Origin of the sequence: Chitinophaga sp. 30R24 (genome assembly GCF_049056765.1) — a bacterium.
Classification (GTDB): Bacteria; Bacteroidota; Bacteroidia; order Chitinophagales; family Chitinophagaceae; genus Chitinophaga.
Genome location: NZ_JBJGXX010000003.1, coordinates 47,281 through 62,471 on the forward strand (window position 1 = coordinate 47,281; position 15,191 = coordinate 62,471).

The window sequence follows — 15,191 nt, forward strand, 5'->3', positions numbered from 1 at the left end:
TCCCCGAAAACAAAAGATATATGCAAACACTCATTGGGCCTTTTGCCCAGATACTGCCCATGTCTGGCTTATCCCTGAAAGGTACCTTGCAGGATGAGCAGTTGACTGTTATTGAGAAAGGCGGTATTGTTATAGAAAACGGGGAAATTGTTGCCGTGGCAGATTATGCTTCCCTCTTGCAACAATATCCTGATGCAGATACCGACTTTATAGATACGCCCCTGGTGTTGCTGCCGGGGTTTATTGACTGTCATACACATATCTGCTACGATGGCACCCGCAACCGCGACTATGCCATGCGCATAGCAGGTAAAAGTTACCTGGAAATAGCCCGGGCTGGCGGCGGTATATGGGATTCCGTTACCAAAACACGGATAGCCGATGCCGTTACCCTTACAGAAAATACGGTGGCCCGGGCTAACCGGCATTTAAAAGAAGGGGTAACTACTATTGAAGTAAAAAGTGGCTATGGGTTAAACCTGGAAGATGAGTTAAAAATGCTGCGCGCCATTCAGCAGGCAGGTATGCATACCGCCGCTACCCTGGTATCCACCTGTTTGGCGGCCCATATGAAACCCCGCGATTATAATGGTACTGCAGCAGATTATTTGCAGTGGGTAGTAACAGCACTATTGCCGGTAGTACAACAGGAACAACTGAGCAACCGGGTGGATATTTTTATTGAAGAAACGGCCTTTGGGCCGGAAGAAGCGGCACATTTCCTGCAACAGGCCCGCCAATTGGGTTTTGCAGCTACCGTACATGCAGATCAGTTCAGCGCAGGCGGAGCTGCCGTAGCAGTGGCCGCAGGAGCATTATCTGCCGATCATCTGGAAGCCAGTAGCGATAAAGAGATCATGTTGCTGGCCAACGGCTCTACCGTAGCTGTGGTGTTACCCGGCGCTTCCCTGGGACTGGGAATGCCCTATGCGCCGGCGCGTAAATTGTTGAACGCCGGCGCCTGTGTGGCTATTGCCAGCGATTGGAATCCAGGATCAGCGCCTATGGGGGATCTGCTCGTACAGGCGGCAGTGATGAGCGCAGCAGAAAAATTGTCTGCTGCCGAAACACTGGCAGCATTAACATTCAGGGCTGCGCCAGCCTTGCAGCTAAAAGATGCCGGGCAGCTGGCCGCCGGATTTGCGGCCGACCTGCAGGCCTATCCTACCGGCGATTACCGCGATATATTATATTACCAGGGAAAAATGAAACCGGTAATGGTTTGGAAAAAGGGCGTCTTGGTATAGCTTTGTAACTTATGATAACGAAGGATAATTATCAGCCAACGGCCCCCAATTGGTGGACTGGCCGTATAGATGGCGTAGATTCCGACCTGTTGCGCTGGCACCAGGTAGTTCAGGTAACCAATCTTCTACAGGCTACTTTGCCGGCTCTGCAGCCAGATCAGAAAGGTATTGCATTGCTGGGCTTTGCCTGTGATGAGGGCGTACGGCGTAACAAAGGCAGAACCGGTGCAGTGGAAGGCCCCGCTGCGCTCCGCAAGGCCATGGCTAATTTCCCGGTTCACTTTAACGCACAAACGATCCTGGTGGATGCCGGTGATATCCTGTGTGTGGATGGAGAGCTGGAAAATGCGCAACAGGTGTTAAGCCAGGTGGTGAAAACCATCCTGACGGCCGGTTATCTTCCCTTACTGCTGGGAGGTGGCCATGAAATAACGTATGGTCATGCCAGTGGTATCCGCAGCTTCTATGCCGGCAAACAGCGGGTAGGGTTTATTAATTTCGATGCACACTTCGATATACGTATTCTATCGGAAGAAGGCCCCAGCTCCGGTACCGGTTTTTGGCAACTGGCTCAGGACTGCCGTTGCACCGGTGAGCCTTTTCAATACCTGGCGCTTGGTATCCAGAAAAATGGTAATACCCGTCAACTGTTTAATATAGCTGGTGAGGAAGAGGCTACCTATGTGAGTGCAGATGCTTTCCACCTGCAGGATAAGGACACGCTCTTCGCTGCGATCCAGCACTTCGTCAGCCAGGTAGATAAAGTATACCTGACCACCTGCCTGGATGTTTTTGCCGCCCCTTTTGCACCGGGTGTTAGCGCTACTGCATATAACGGTATCCTGCCGGGAGGACTGTTCCTTCAAAGCTACCGTAGTATCTTACAAAGCGGTAAAGTAGCGGGAACCGATATTGCCGAACTTAATCCTTCACTGGATATTGATCACCGTACCGCAAAACTGGCTGCCGCCCTTATTTTTGAAGTAGTAATGGAGTATAGTGGCGCTGAGAGCAGTTTTTAGAATGGGCAACTAGCTGGCACTTGGCTGCAAATGTTTCACTTCCATACTGCACAGGGCCAGGTATTCTTTTACATGGAGTTGTAATATTTGCACCAGCTCCTGTGCGCTATCCGGTAGCAGGAGCTTTTCCTTTTTAAGGTGGGAGATAGTTGATTTCACAAACAATAATAATTCACTGGTATCATGCCATTTACCCAATAACTCTCCTGCCATTTTGATGCGCTCCGGCAAATTATTATCGGTGAGTGAGGGGGGAAGTAGTTGTTCTACGATGGTGAGCTGATAGTATAATGTCTTTATTTTTTTCCGGAGGCCATGCCATACCGTATGATGCGCCCTGCTAGACGGCACGGTTATCTGCCCGTATTGGTGTTCCAGATACCTGGTAAGTATAGTTGGAGAGAGCATTTTTTTGCCCATCCCTGCCATAGCTACTTTAAATTTTTCCGGGAGGGTATCCAGCTTTTTAAGGGAAACGTGTTTTATGGTGGCGGTCATCATTTCGAGGGCGGCAGCTTGCCTGTTTTGCAACAGCAGGTGGGCAAATGCAAAGTGCCACTTTATTTCTTTTTCATAACTGCGCAGGTACTTTTCCTGGAGGTGTGTATCCCTGGCGGCGCCCCCAATGGTTTGTATGAGCCGCACCGTGTGGAGGTGCTTACCGGCCCCAAACGAGTAGCCGGGTAGTTGGCCAACCAGCGAAAAAAATGCCCGTAATTTTTTTACGCTTACCCGTATGGCATGTATGGCCTCCGGATCGCTGGCGTTTTTTTGCAGCGTTGCATACGCCGTGATAATGGCGTCGCATTCCTTACGAAGGAATTGGTATAATGCCGTTTGTAACATCATTACTAAAGATAACGCAAAATTCGCTGCAAACAGCCTGGTTGGATCGGTCCTGTGTTGACTTGCATCCAGTATATTTGCACCCAGTTGATATAGGAATTGGGATACGCCTGCTATCATGCCAGGACGGTCTTGAACAAAATAAAAATTAATATAATTAGCCCTTGAAAAAGATTGGATTGATGTCGGACACGCACAGCTATCTGCATCCGCAGGTTTTCAGATATTTTGAAGAAGTAGATGAGATCTGGCATGCCGGCGATATCGGACAGGTGGAACTGGCCGATAAATTAGAGGCATTTAAACCTTTCCGGGCTGTATATGGAAATATCGATGGAGCAGATATCCGTATACGTTATCCCGAAATATTACGTTTTACATTGGAAGGCGTAGCGGTAATGATGACGCATATTGGCGGTTATCCTGGGAAATATGCCCCTGGCATCCGGGAACAGCTGAAGCAACAACCGCCCAAACTGTTTATCTGCGGCCATTCTCATATATTAAAGGTAATGCCCGACCCGGCATTGCATTTGTTGCATATGAATCCTGGCGCCTGCGGACAACAAGGATGGCACAAAGTGAAAACGCTGCTCCGCTTTCAACTCGATGCCGGTAATATTCAGCAACTGGAAGTAATCGAACTTCCCTGATCACTCATACCCGCGCCTTTTCGGGCAAACAAAAAGGTACCTCCAACTTATGAACCAACGGATTTTAGTATGGCTATTGATAATAGGGAGTATTTGTACTACTAGCGCGCATGCGCAGCAACGCTTTTTTAAGTGGTTGAAAACAGAAAATGATACCAATTACATACATGATCATACCGAAGATATTACGTTCCGCCTGTATGGTTCCCGTAAATTCACCAAGTATGATATCAGTGACCGGAAGCAGAAAACGGACATTCTGTACCGGCCTAATACGCCTTTCAATATTGGATTTGGCGCTAATTACCGCTTTATAGGTATCAACCTCGGTTTTAACTTTCCTTTTGTGAACCGTCAGAACGATAAGTACGGCAAAACCAACTACCTGGATCTACAGTCGCACATCTATCTGCGTAAAATTGTACTGGATTTCTATGGACAATATTACAAAGGTTATTACATTGCCAACCCGGAAGAAGTATTTGGGAAGGCCTATACCGTAAAGCACCCCTACCCACAAAGGCCAGATATACGTAATTCGAACATTGGCCTCAATGTGCAGTATATCCTCAACGATAAACGTTTTTCTTACCGGGCGCCTAATCTGCAGAACGAATACCAGAAAAAAAGTGCAGGCTCTTTTATTGTAGGAGGAGAGGTATTTTTAGGAAAGATAAAGGGAGATTCTTCCCTGGTACCTTCCAATATGTTGGATACGATGTTCCTGCACGACATACACTACTATCAGACAGGCATTTATTCGCTGGCAGCCAATATAGGCTATGCCTATACTTTTGTGTTGATGCAGCATTTCTTTGTGTCGCTTTCGCTCTCTGCCGGTTTAGGCGGCAACGTTACCAGCCTTTTCCTGGAAGATGGTGATATTACCCGTAAAGTAGGGCTGCAGTTTAGCAATACCATACGGGCTTCTGTAGGGTATAACTCGTACCGTTATTTTGCCGGTATACATTATGTAGGCATGGCCACGCGTAGCGGTATGGCCATACCACATACTTACCAGACGTTTGGCGCCGGTAATTTCCGTGTAAGCCTGGTGCGCCGCTTTACCCTTAAAAAGCCGCTTTGGAAAGTAAAGCAAAGCTAACGTATCAGCTCTGTGCAGGGGTAATCCATTTACTTTGTGTTGGCGGTTGATAGTTTTCCATCTTTAGCAACAGGTCTTCCAGGTTATCGCTGTGCAATAGCATGTCGCGGTTTTCCGCCTTGAGGAAGCCGTGTTCCGTCATTGTTTGCGACAATTGTATAAGACTGTTGTAAAAACCGTTGGTATTCAGCAATCCTATTGGTTTTTTATGCAGCCCTAATTGTCCCCAGGTGAGCATTTCAAATAACTCTTCCATTGTGCCAAAGCCGCCGGGTAATGCAATAACGCCGTCGCCAAGTTCATTCATTTTTGTTTTACGTTCATGCATGGTGTTTACCAGGATGAGCGTGGTAAGCCCTTCGTGGGCTACTTCCTTTTGTTGCAGGAAATGGGGTAATACGCCTATCACTTTACCGCCGGCTTGCAGGCAGCTATCTGCTACGGCGCCCATGAGGCCTACTTTTGCGCCTCCATATACTAAAGTAATATTGCGTTGGGCAAGGGCAGCGCCCAATTGCATGGCCTGTTGTAAGTAAACAGGGTGATTGCCGGCGCTGGAGCCGCAAAAAACTACAATACTTTTCATATTATAAATGGTCTATTTCTGCCTGGATATTTTCCCTGGCAGAGGTTTCGTATAATTCCCGGAAGACTGCCGTCCGGAAAATGGAGGGCATGTCCAGGAAATATTGCATAGCTTTTTATGGCCGGGGCAGTATATCTGGTCGGGGTACACGCTGTATTCCTGCCGTATTTGTTGAGTATAAATTTGATAGGCTGCTGGATCTGCCCCAGTATATGCAGGTCGAAATCCGTCATAAAACGGGGGGTGAGATAAAAAGAAAAACGGGCAAAAATCTTTGCCCGTTTTTCCATATGCTTATTACAATGATTAAGCTTTTTGGGCAGCTTCTGCACGGATAACGTTCAGTGCGCCACCTGCTTTAAACCACTCGATCTGTTGTTCGTTGTACGTGTGGTTTACAGGGAATTCTTCTGAGCTGCCATCCTGGTGATGCAATACAACAGTCAGTTGTTTACCTGGAGCGAAGGTAGCCAGGCCGGTGATATCAATTGTATCGTCTTCCTGGATTTTGTCGTAATCTTCTTTGTTAGCGAAGGTTAAACCGAGCATACCTTGTTTTTTCAGGTTGGTTTCGTGGATACGGGCAAAAGATTTTACCAGGATAGCACGAACGCCGAGGTGACGGGGTTCCATGGCAGCGTGTTCGCGGCTGGAGCCTTCACCGTAGTTTTCATCACCTACTACTACAGCGCCCAAACCATTGGCTTTGTAGTCGCGCATAGTAGCAGGAACCGCACCGTAAGCGCCGGTTAAGGCGTTCTTAACGTTATCGGTTTTATCGTTGAATGCGTTTACCGCACCAATCAGCATGTTATTGGAGATGTTATCCAGGTGACCGCGGTATTTCAGCCATGGGCCAGCCATAGAGATGTGGTCGGTGGTGCATTTACCTTTTGCTTTGATCAGGAGCTTCAGACCTGTTAAGTCGGTGCCTTCCCATGCAGCAAATGCTTCGAGCAGTTGCAGACGATCGGAAGTAGGGGATACGATTACCTGTACGCCGCTACCGTCTTCGGCAGGCGCCTGGTAACCGGCATCTTCTACTGCGAAGCCTTGCAGCGGCAGTTCGTAACCTACTGGTTCGTCCAGCATTACTTCTTCACCGTTCTTGTTTTTCAGTTTATCCGTGAGCGGGTTAAAAGACAGGCTACCGGCAATGGCCAACGCAGTCACAATTTCCGGAGAAGCTACGAATGCGTGGGTAGAAGCGTAACCATCATTTCTTTTCGCAAAGTTACGGTTGAAGGAAGTGATGATGGAGTTTTTGCGGTTAGGATCGTCGATATGACGAGCCCATTGACCGATGCAGGGGCCGCAGGCGTTTGCCAGCACCACACCGCCTACCTGGTCAAAGGTATTCAGCAAACCGTCTCTTTCGATGGTATAACGTACCAGTTCAGAACCTGGAGTGATGGTGTATTCAGACTTCATATCCAGCTGCTTGTTGATCGCCTGTTGTGCCAGCGATGCGGAGCGGGAGATATCTTCGTAAGAAGAGTTGGTGCAGGAACCGATGAGGGCTACATCCAGTTTGTCGGGCCAGTTGTTTTCTTTTACTGCCTGTGCAAACTTGGAGATAGGCCATGCCAGATCCGGAGTGAAAGGACCATTTACATAAGGTTCCAGTTCATCGAGGTTGATTTCAATAACTTGGTCGTAGTATTTTGCAGGATCTGCATATACTGCTGCATCCGGGCGTAGGTGTTCTCTTACTTCATCGGCGAGGGCGGCTACGTCTGCTCTGCCAGTGATTTTCAGGTAATCAGCCATTTTGGTGTCGTATGCAAACAGTGAGCAGGTAGCACCAATTTCAGCACCCATGTTACAGATGGTGGCTTTACCGGTAGCGCTGAAGCTATCAGCACCTTCACCGAAGTATTCCACAATAGCGCCAGTACCACCTTTTACAGTGAGGATACCTGCTACTTTCAGGATAATATCTTTGGCAGATGTCCAGCCGCTCATTTTACCAGTGAGCTTCACACCGATCAGTTTCGGCATTTTCAGCTCCCAGGGCAGGCCGGCCATAACGTCTACTGCGTCGGCACCGCCTACGCCAATAGCTACCATGCCTAAACCGCCGGCATTGGGAGTATGGGAATCGGTACCAATCATCATACCGCCAGGGAACGCGTAGTTTTCCAACACTACCTGGTGGATGATACCAGCACCTGGTTTCCAGAAACCGATACCGTATTTATCAGAAATAGAAGAAAGGAAATCGTAAACTTCTTTATTGGTGTCAATTGCAGTCGCCAGATCTTTTTCCGCGCCTACTTTGGCTTGTATAAGGTGGTCACAGTGAACAGTGGAGGGAACCGCAACTTTATCACGGCCGCAGGTCATAAACTGGAGCAATGCCATCTGGGCGGTTGCATCCTGCATAGCTACGCGATCCGGAGCAAATTCAACGTATGATTTGCCTCTTTCGTAGGGCGTGGTAGTAGGTGCATACAGGTGAGCGTACAAAATCTTCTCGGCAAGTGTCAGCGGACGACCTAACATCGTACGGGTTGCTTCCACCTTACCCGGGAGTGCCGCATACACTTTTTTAATCATGTCAATATCAAACACCATGGGAAAAAAATAATTTAAGAGCGGTTAAAAATTGCACGCAAAATTAACTAAAAACAATAAGTTTTTAAATTAAATACTTAAGATGTAGGGAGGTGTGCATAAACTTCTGGTACGAAAAAAGTTTATTTAAATCCAGGCAGAATAAGGGAATACAGCATTTTTTCAGGTCTGAAAAGTTATTAAAAAATGTTATATTAAAGAGAATGCTTTTGTTTCGGCTAACTTTCTCATGCAGGAGGAAGTGGCGCTATAAGGTAAACCCACTGATATTGAGACATATAGAAGATATCATGTATTACTTGTTTTTTGCTTGTTTTTCCAGCTGGAATTTGATAAATTTGGTTCATGAACCAGATTAAAGATTTCGTGGAATGGAAAGCGTTCGGTGTATGTGCCGCTATTGGAGATAAACTGGGAGTTGCCACATCCAGAATACGCATCTTTTTCATTTACGCCACCTTTCTTGCAATGGGTTCTCCACTCATTGTTTATATGATCCTCGCATTTTGGGTTAATATGAAAAATTATATCCAACATGCCAGAAGGAATCCATTGCGTTACCTTTAAAAAATTTTAAAACGTAAACATGGGCCAATGAAAAGTATACCTAAGGTTTACTTTTTATTGGCCCCTGTTTATGTTAGTAAGCTGATGGTTAGTCCAGGTGGAAATTCGTCATCTGGTGATAATGGTTCTGTAATTCGTTGAGTGTGATGGGCTCATTGAGATATCTGGTTTCATCTCTGTAATGCAGTTGTAATAAGGGTTTGTGGCCTTCCTGGAACCAACGGACAGAGAAGGGGCCTCTTACAAACAGTTTGCCTCCTGCACCGGAAGAAGCATTTTCGTCTACATGAAATTGCAAATTCAACAGGGCGGCCTCAGTCAAATGAACAGGCAGAAGGCTGTCCAGATCATACCAGTATTCGTTTTCGTCAGTGGCTACCAGCACTTTTTTATCTTCATGATCTACCTGCACAATTTTTCCTGCTTTTTCTGTTCCACCGTAATTGGTGATGATGGTATCACCTGATTTTAATTCGTGAATATTAATCATAGTGAACTGAGTTTTGTGTGTTATGAATTTACAGAAAACAGTGGACACAAAAAAAGGTTCTTTTTGCGGTGCATTTTGGCTGCTGGCCGCTGGCAGCAACGTTAATGTTGTGCCATAAAAAAACGCAACGGGCCGTCGTGGAGCCGTTGCGTTTTTTATGGCAGATAGCTAACCGCTACCGGTTATATTTTTCTCGCCACTTCGCGGAGGGCCACCAGTTTTTCCAGGAGCTCTTCCAGCAGGTCGAGGCGCAACATATTGGCGCCATCGGATTTGGCATTGGCAGGATCGGGATGTGTTTCTATGAACAAACCATCTGCACCGGTAGCAATAGCTGCTTTGGCGATGGTGCTGATCATTTGTGGGTTACCGCCGGTAACGCCACTGGTTTGGTTGGGTTGTTGCAAGGAGTGGGTACAATCCATTACTACCGGCTCGCCCAGGTATTTCATGATGGGAATATTGCGGTAATCTACCACCAGGTCTTGATACCCGAAGGTGGTACCCCGTTCGGTGAGGATAATATGATCGTTACCAGCGCCTTTGATCTTTTCTACTGCAAATTTCATGGCTTCTCCGCTCAGGAATTGTCCTTTTTTCACATTCACCACTTTGCCGGTTTCGGCGGCAGCCAGGAGAATGTCTGTTTGCCGGCAAAGGAAGGCCGGAATTTGCAGCACGTCTACGTAAGCAGCAGCCATGGCTGCTTCGGCAGCAGAGTGAATATCAGAGGTGACAGGTACGTTAAAAGTTTTACCCACCTTCTGCAATAATTCCAGTCCTTCTACATCACCAATACCGGTAAAAGAATGCATACTGGTGCGGTTTGCTTTACGATAAGAAGCTTTGAAAATATATGGAATGGCTAACCGTTTACAGATGCTTGTTATTTTCTCTGCTACAGTCATCAGGAGCTCTTCTTCTTCAATTACGCAGGGGCCTGCAATCAGGAAAAAATTCTCCGGGTTGTATTGTTCTTTGAACAATGATTTTAAGTGCTTCATATCCTGAAAAAAATTGGGTCAATTAATTGAAGGTGCAAAGATAGTCAATATCAGGTAAAGCATAGGGCTATCGAAGGAGATCATTACTTCATATGGATTTGGATTTTTTGTAATTATTGTCATAATATTGTAATCCAGAAACAGTTCGGCTCACTGCTACCTGTTTTTATTGTTATCGCATTGTCATCAGCCGGAAGGTCATGTGTAGAAATAGCGGTTAACCGTTTAATATTACGGTCCGATTTAAAAAAATAGCAGACAATTATATTGTTGTATGAAGAAAGATAAGATTCTGGTAATAGGCGCCTGTGGACAAATTGGCGTAGAGCTCACCTTAGCCTTAAGAAAGATGTATGGAGATGCCAACGTGGTAGCATCCGATCTTCGTGAGGAGCACGAATTACTGAAAGGTACCGGCCCTTATGTATCGTTGGATGTGATGAACAAGGAAATGTTGCACGTATTGGTGATCCGCCATAATATCACCCAGGTGTACCTGCTGGCAGCGATCTTATCTGCCACTGGTGAAAAAAATCCTCTGCTGGCCTGGCATATCAATATGCAAAGCCTGTTGAACGTGTTGGACATTGCCAAAGAGGAAAACCTCGACAAAGTATACTGGCCTAGTTCCATTGCGGTATTCGGACCTAATTCACCTGCTCAGGAAACGCCGCAACATACGGTGATAGAGCCAACTACGATTTACGGTATCAGCAAATTTGCCGGCGAGCGTTGGTGCGAATACTATAGCCATCGTTTTGGCGTAGACGTGAGAAGTTTGCGTTATCCTGGGCTGATCAGCTATAAATCAGCACCAGGCGGCGGTACTACAGATTATGCTGTAGAGATCTTCCACGAAGCCAAAGAACGTCAGCAGTATACGAGTTTCCTTTCGGAAGATACTTACCTGCCAATGATGTATATGCCGGATGCTATCCGCGCTACCATTGAGCTAATGGAAGCGGATGCCTCCAAGATTTCGATCCGTTCCGCGTATAATCTTTCTGCGATGAGCTTCTCTCCCAAAGAGATCGGCGCAGAGATCAAAAAACATATTCCCGCATTTACCATGGACTATGAACCGGATTACCGCCAACAAATCGCCGACGGCTGGCCTAACAGCATAGACGATACCCTGGCCCGCCAGGATTGGGGCTGGAAGCCGGAATACGACCTGGCCCGTATGACTGCCGACATGTTGCAAAATCTTTAATACACTGTACGATCGATAAAAGAAGAGGCATCAAACAATACATAGAGTCTCTGAGAATCGTTTAAACAGGTACCCGAATAAAAGAGGGGTGTGTATCATACTGCTGATACGCCCCTCTTTTTTGTCAAAAAAATACTATCCTTAGTAAATTGTTTTGATTACCCATACCACCCTATATCACATTAAAGCCAACTGCCACAGTGGTGTTATTGTATTCATCTATGAGGATAAATGCGCCATTGGCGGGGTTTTCGTGATAAGCGTCTGCAAAGATGGGTGCCGCTGTTTTTAATGTGATCCGGCCTATATCGTTCAAGCTCATATCTGTTTTACCGGTTACTTGTACATGGTTGGTAACGTCTGTAACGTAGTTAATCTGTTGCACCTTGGCCTTTACCCGGTTTACGCCATGTTGCAGGAGGTAGGTTTTACCCGTGGTCAGTTTTTGTTGATCCATCCAGCAGATATCGGCGTTGATTTCCTTTAATTGTGCAGGGGCTTCGGCTGGTTTAACCAGCATATTCCCGCGGCTGCTGTCTATTTCATCTTCCAGGGTAATAACCACGCTTTCCCGTGTATGCGCTGCTGTGAGTTGTTTTTCAAATTGCTCAATGGTTTTAATCCGGCTTTTCTGTCCGGAAGGGAGGGAAACTACTTCATCGCCTACATTGAAATGGCCGCTGGCTACTTTACCGGCAAAGCCACGGAAATCGTGGTATTCGGTAGTTCTGGGGCGGATCACGCTTTGAATGGGGAAGCGGGCCGGGCGTCGGCGGTCTTCCTCGTTGAATTGTACCTGTTCAAGATAGTTGAGCAGGGTAGGGCCCTGGTACCAGTTGATAGCGCCGGTATGGGCAGCCACGTTTTCGCCGTAGAGGGAAGAAATAGGGATAAAGGTCACTTGTTGTCCTTTGTAACTGGCCTGATCCAGCATTTGCTGAAAATCTTCCATAATCTGGTTAAATCGGGCTTCATTATACTCAACCAGGTCCATTTTGTTGACGCATACAACCAGATAAGGAATGCGCAGGAGGTTGGCGATAAAGAAGTGGCGGTGGGTTTGCTCTACAATGCCTCTGCGGGCGTCGATGAGTATCAGTGATACTTGCGCATTGGAAGCGCCGGTTACCATGTTGCGGGTATATTCAATATGCCCGGGAGTATCGGCAATGATATATTTGCGGGTAGGCGTAGAAAAGTAGATGTGGGCTACGTCTATGGTGATACCTTGTTCCCGCTCCGCCACCAGGCCGTCGGTGAGCAGCGACAGGTCTGTAAAATCTAATCCTTTACGTTTGCTGGCTGCAGCCAGGGCTTCCATTTTATCCTGTGGGATGGAATGGGTGTCGTATAATAAACGGCCTATTAAAGTACTTTTACCATCGTCAACGCTACCGGAAGTGGCTATACGTAAAACCTCCATAATCTTGTTGGGTTTTAATGCAGTGGCGGTTGTACCGGCACTGTTATAAAGAGTCAATTAAATATTGCTTTTAGTGGTTGGCAGTTAAAAGTATCCTGCCTGTTTTCTTTTTTCCATGGCGGCTTCGGAGCGTTTGTCGTCGATGCGGGCGCCACGTTCTGATATTTTTGCTTCCATGATTTCGGCGATGATGTCTTCCAGTTTATCTGCTTCAGAGAGCACGGCGGCGGTACAGGTCATATCGCCTACGGTACGGAAGCGTACTTTCTGGCGGAAAGGCACTTCCTCTTCGGTGATATTGAGGAAAGGGGAACAGGGCCAATAAAGCCCATCTCTTTCAATGATTTCTCTTTCATGGGAGAAGTAAATAGAGGGGATTTCCAGCTTTTCCCGCACAATATAGTTCCATACATCCAGCTCTGTCCAGTTAGAGATGGGGAACACCCTTACGTTTTCGCCTATATTGATTTTGCCATTCAGGATATCGAATAGCTCCGGGCGTTGCATTTTGGCGTTCCATTGACCGAATTCGTCGCGTACAGAGAAGATCCTTTCTTTAGCGCGGGCTTTTTCTTCATCGCGCCGGGCGCCGCCGATGCAGGCGTCGAATTTACCCTCTTCAATGGCATCGAGGAGGGTAACGGTTTGCAGGGCGTTCCTACTGGCATATTTACCTGTTTCTTCCTGTACTTTTCCCTGGTCTATGCTATCCTGCACATTTCTTACAATGATGTTAAGCCCAAGTGAGCTTACCAGCCAATCGCGGAAAGCGATGGTTTCCGGAAAGTTATGGCCAGTGTCTACATGGAGCAAGGGAAAAGGGATTTTACCAGGGTAAAAAGCTTTTTGTGCCAACCGCACAAGGGTAATAGAATCTTTGCCACCGGAGAAAAGTAGCACGGGTTTTTCGAACTGGGCTACTGTTTCCCGAAGGATATAAATGGCTTCATCTTCCAGTGCCTGGGGAAATTCCCAATTTATCTGATTAGTCATGGACGATAATAATTTAAGCTGAATACTGAATGTCAAAACTTACCCGTGCAGTCCGCATTCTTTCTGCGATTGTTCCCACCACCAGCGGCCTGCCCTGGGGTTTTCTCCCGGCTCAATGGCACGGGTACAGGGGGTGCAGCCGATGCTTACAAAACCTTTATCATGCAGTTTATTGTAAGGCACCTGATATTTTTCGAGGTAAGCCAACACTTCGCCGTATCCCCAATGGATCAGCGGGTTGTATTTATAGAGGTTCCTGTGTTCGTCCCATTCGATGATTTCCATGTTTTGCCGGTGCTCGGATTGTTCGGCCCGGAGCCCGGTGATCCACACTTTTACGCCTTCCAGTGCGCGATTGAGCGGCATTATTTTACGGATGCCACAACATGCTTTGCGGTTTTCTACAGATTCATAGAAGCTATTAGGGCCTTTGGCGGTTACCAGTTGCTCTACGGCTGCTGCTTCGGGGAAGTAAACTTTTATAGCTTGTTTATAACGGGCCATGGTAAGGTCCATCACATCATAGGTTTCTTGAAAGAGGCGGCCGGTATCCAGGGTGAATACGCTAACCGGCAAGTGGTTACGCCAGATAATATCTGCGATTACCTGGTCTTCCTGGCCAAAGGAGGTGGAAAATGCAACAGCTCCGGGGTATTGCTCCAGTAGGAACTGTATGGCCTCCTCCACGGGTTTGTTAGCCAGTGCGGTGGTAATGTCTGTCATATAGATCTGTCTTATTGATTGATATGTCTAGTGCCAGCGGAGTAACTGCCACTTACTCCATTAACAAAAATACATAAAACCTATAAAAAAGATAGACTAAGTATGGATATTTATTTTTATAAAAGCTTTACAGGACGGGGGAATTGGGGCTTATCAGTAGGAGTGTAAGCAAAAAGCCGGCTATTGCCGGCTTTTTGCAAAGAAATTAATCTTATCACTTTTATAAGAAAGCGCTTAACCCGTTAGTTACGGGTAAGGATATCTTTTAATGATTTGTTCTCTAGGATTTTCAGCGCAGAATCCCTTACTTTTCCCATTACGTCATTGAGTCCGCAAACGGCTTCGTCGCGGCAATTTTCACAACGTTCGTAATAGTTGAGGCTTACGCAAGGCAGCAGGGCAATAGGGCCATCGAGCAGGCGGATAATTTTTGCCAGTGCGATTTCCTTGGGAGGCCTCATCAGGTAATAGCCGCCTCCTTTCCCTTTTTTGCTGCCCAGAATGCCGGCATTTTTTAATTCCAGTAATATATTTTCCAGGAATTTGATGGAGATATTCTTTTCCTGTGCAATCTCTGATATAAGTACAGGACCTTTATCTACATTCTCTGCCAGATATACTAATGCGTGAAATGCGTATTGTGTTTTTTTCGATAACATACTGACTGATTTGCATCCCTCCCGGATGAACTAATAATGCGGTGAGCATTGTTTATTCTTGCAAAGATAAGTAGATTCTTCAT

15 protein-coding genes are annotated in these 15,191 nt (G+C 46.6%); 6 read left to right on the plus strand and 9 right to left on the minus strand.

All coding sequences use genetic code 11. The annotated features are described in order from the left end of the window. Positions 1–20 precede the first annotated feature (20 nt). On the plus strand, positions 21–1,247 hold the full coding sequence (gene hutI, locus ACDQ55_RS10490; RefSeq protein ID WP_420981338.1) for an imidazolonepropionase: 1,227 nt from the start codon (positions 21–23) through the stop codon (positions 1,245–1,247). Positions 1,248–1,258: 11 nt separating this feature from the next. After that, positions 1,259–2,269 carry a formimidoylglutamase gene (gene hutG, locus ACDQ55_RS10495; protein ID WP_420981339.1) on the plus strand — a complete coding sequence of 337 codons (1,011 nt, stop codon included), beginning with the start codon at positions 1,259–1,261 and terminating at the stop codon, positions 2,267–2,269. A gap of 9 nt (positions 2,270–2,278) precedes the next feature. On the opposite strand, the gene ACDQ55_RS10500 is transcribed toward hutG, so the two are convergent. Further along, a complete protein-coding gene (locus ACDQ55_RS10500) occupies positions 2,279–3,235 on the minus strand; it encodes a CHAD domain-containing protein (protein ID WP_420981340.1) in 957 nt (318 codons plus the stop codon). A 44-nt stretch (positions 3,236–3,279) separates the two neighbouring features. Here ACDQ55_RS10500 and ACDQ55_RS10505 point away from each other — a divergent pair, with 44 nt between their 5' ends. Both ACDQ55_RS10505 and ACDQ55_RS10510 read left to right on the plus strand, forming a co-directional pair. Further along, complete coding sequence (locus ACDQ55_RS10505; RefSeq protein WP_420981341.1) at positions 3,280–3,768, plus strand: metallophosphoesterase family protein; 489 nt, start codon at positions 3,280–3,282, stop codon at positions 3,766–3,768. 49 nt (positions 3,769–3,817) lie between these two features. After that, the gene (locus ACDQ55_RS10510) at positions 3,818–4,873 is read left to right on the plus strand and encodes a DUF4421 domain-containing protein (RefSeq protein ID WP_420981342.1); all 1,056 of its coding nucleotides are present in this window, start codon (positions 3,818–3,820) and stop codon (positions 4,871–4,873) included. A gap of 4 nt (positions 4,874–4,877) precedes the next feature. On the opposite strand, the gene ACDQ55_RS10515 is transcribed toward ACDQ55_RS10510, so the two are convergent. Both ACDQ55_RS10515 and ACDQ55_RS10520 read right to left on the minus strand, forming a co-directional pair. Next, positions 4,878–5,459 carry a TIGR00730 family Rossman fold protein gene (locus ACDQ55_RS10515; protein WP_420981343.1) on the minus strand — a complete coding sequence of 194 codons (582 nt, stop codon included), beginning with the start codon at positions 5,457–5,459 and terminating at the stop codon, positions 4,878–4,880. Between the two features lie 306 nt (positions 5,460–5,765). Beyond that, complete coding sequence (locus tag ACDQ55_RS10520) at positions 5,766–8,036, minus strand: aconitate hydratase (protein ID WP_420981344.1); 2,271 nt, start codon at positions 8,034–8,036, stop codon at positions 5,766–5,768. A 345-nt stretch (positions 8,037–8,381) separates the two neighbouring features. Between ACDQ55_RS10520 and ACDQ55_RS10525 the strand changes: the two genes are divergently transcribed. Continuing rightward, a complete protein-coding gene (locus tag ACDQ55_RS10525) occupies positions 8,382–8,603 on the plus strand; it encodes a PspC domain-containing protein (RefSeq protein ID WP_420981345.1) in 222 nt (73 codons plus the stop codon). Between the two features lie 88 nt (positions 8,604–8,691). Here the strand turns inward: ACDQ55_RS10525 and ACDQ55_RS10530 are convergent, their stop codons facing one another. After that, positions 8,692–9,093 (minus strand): hypothetical protein, encoded by a 402-nt coding sequence (locus tag ACDQ55_RS10530; RefSeq protein WP_420981346.1) that lies wholly within the window; start codon positions 9,091–9,093, stop codon positions 8,692–8,694. Between the two features lie 182 nt (positions 9,094–9,275). Further along, the gene (kdsA, locus tag ACDQ55_RS10535) at positions 9,276–10,097 is read right to left on the minus strand and encodes a 3-deoxy-8-phosphooctulonate synthase (RefSeq protein WP_420981347.1); all 822 of its coding nucleotides are present in this window, start codon (positions 10,095–10,097) and stop codon (positions 9,276–9,278) included. A 274-nt stretch (positions 10,098–10,371) separates the two neighbouring features. Between kdsA and ACDQ55_RS10540 the strand changes: the two genes are divergently transcribed. Next, on the plus strand, positions 10,372–11,310 hold the full coding sequence (locus ACDQ55_RS10540) for an NAD-dependent epimerase/dehydratase family protein (RefSeq protein ID WP_420981348.1): 939 nt from the start codon (positions 10,372–10,374) through the stop codon (positions 11,308–11,310). A 172-nt stretch (positions 11,311–11,482) separates the two neighbouring features. Here ACDQ55_RS10540 and ACDQ55_RS10545 read toward each other — a convergent pair whose 3' ends face one another. The 4 genes from ACDQ55_RS10545 to ACDQ55_RS10560 all read right to left on the minus strand — a co-directional run bounded on the left by ACDQ55_RS10545 (position 11,483) and on the right by ACDQ55_RS10560 (position 15,108). Continuing rightward, positions 11,483–12,733 carry a sulfate adenylyltransferase subunit 1 gene (locus ACDQ55_RS10545; protein WP_420981349.1) on the minus strand — a complete coding sequence of 417 codons (1,251 nt, stop codon included), beginning with the start codon at positions 12,731–12,733 and terminating at the stop codon, positions 11,483–11,485. Positions 12,734–12,817: 84 nt separating this feature from the next. After that, complete coding sequence (cysD, locus tag ACDQ55_RS10550) at positions 12,818–13,726, minus strand: sulfate adenylyltransferase subunit CysD (protein WP_420981350.1); 909 nt, start codon at positions 13,724–13,726, stop codon at positions 12,818–12,820. A 39-nt stretch (positions 13,727–13,765) separates the two neighbouring features. Continuing rightward, the gene (locus ACDQ55_RS10555) at positions 13,766–14,449 is read right to left on the minus strand and encodes a phosphoadenylyl-sulfate reductase (RefSeq protein ID WP_420981351.1); all 684 of its coding nucleotides are present in this window, start codon (positions 14,447–14,449) and stop codon (positions 13,766–13,768) included. Between the two features lie 242 nt (positions 14,450–14,691). Next, on the minus strand, positions 14,692–15,108 hold the full coding sequence (locus tag ACDQ55_RS10560; protein WP_420981352.1) for an RrF2 family transcriptional regulator: 417 nt from the start codon (positions 15,106–15,108) through the stop codon (positions 14,692–14,694). Positions 15,109–15,191 lie beyond the last annotated feature (83 nt).

Bases quoted from the DNA above. Each gene is read 5' to 3' on its own strand.
- ACDQ55_RS10520 (WP_420981344.1), bottom strand. From the start codon at position 8,036: ATGGTGTTTGATATTGACATGATTAAAAAAGTGTATGCGGCACTCCCG.
- ACDQ55_RS10560 (WP_420981352.1), bottom strand. From the start codon at position 15,108: ATGTTATCGAAAAAAACACAATACGCATTTCACGCATTAGTATATCTG.
- ACDQ55_RS10525 (WP_420981345.1), top strand. From the start codon at position 8,382: ATGAACCAGATTAAAGATTTCGTGGAATGGAAAGCGTTCGGTGTATGT.
- ACDQ55_RS10500 (WP_420981340.1), bottom strand. From the start codon at position 3,235: ATGATAGCAGGCGTATCCCAATTCCTATATCAACTGGGTGCAAATATA.
- kdsA (WP_420981347.1), bottom strand. From the start codon at position 10,097: ATGAAGCACTTAAAATCATTGTTCAAAGAACAATACAACCCGGAGAAT.
- ACDQ55_RS10555 (WP_420981351.1), bottom strand. From the start codon at position 14,449: ATGACAGACATTACCACCGCACTGGCTAACAAACCCGTGGAGGAGGCC.
- ACDQ55_RS10540 (WP_420981348.1), top strand. From the start codon at position 10,372: ATGAAGAAAGATAAGATTCTGGTAATAGGCGCCTGTGGACAAATTGGC.
- ACDQ55_RS10530 (WP_420981346.1), bottom strand. From the start codon at position 9,093: ATGATTAATATTCACGAATTAAAATCAGGTGATACCATCATCACCAAT.
- hutG (WP_420981339.1), top strand. From the start codon at position 1,259: ATGATAACGAAGGATAATTATCAGCCAACGGCCCCCAATTGGTGGACT.
- ACDQ55_RS10545 (WP_420981349.1), bottom strand. From the start codon at position 12,733: ATGGAGGTTTTACGTATAGCCACTTCCGGTAGCGTTGACGATGGTAAA.
- cysD (WP_420981350.1), bottom strand. From the start codon at position 13,726: ATGACTAATCAGATAAATTGGGAATTTCCCCAGGCACTGGAAGATGAA.
- ACDQ55_RS10510 (WP_420981342.1), top strand. From the start codon at position 3,818: ATGAACCAACGGATTTTAGTATGGCTATTGATAATAGGGAGTATTTGT.
- ACDQ55_RS10515 (WP_420981343.1), bottom strand. From the start codon at position 5,459: ATGAAAAGTATTGTAGTTTTTTGCGGCTCCAGCGCCGGCAATCACCCT.
- hutI (WP_420981338.1), top strand. From the start codon at position 21: ATGCAAACACTCATTGGGCCTTTTGCCCAGATACTGCCCATGTCTGGC.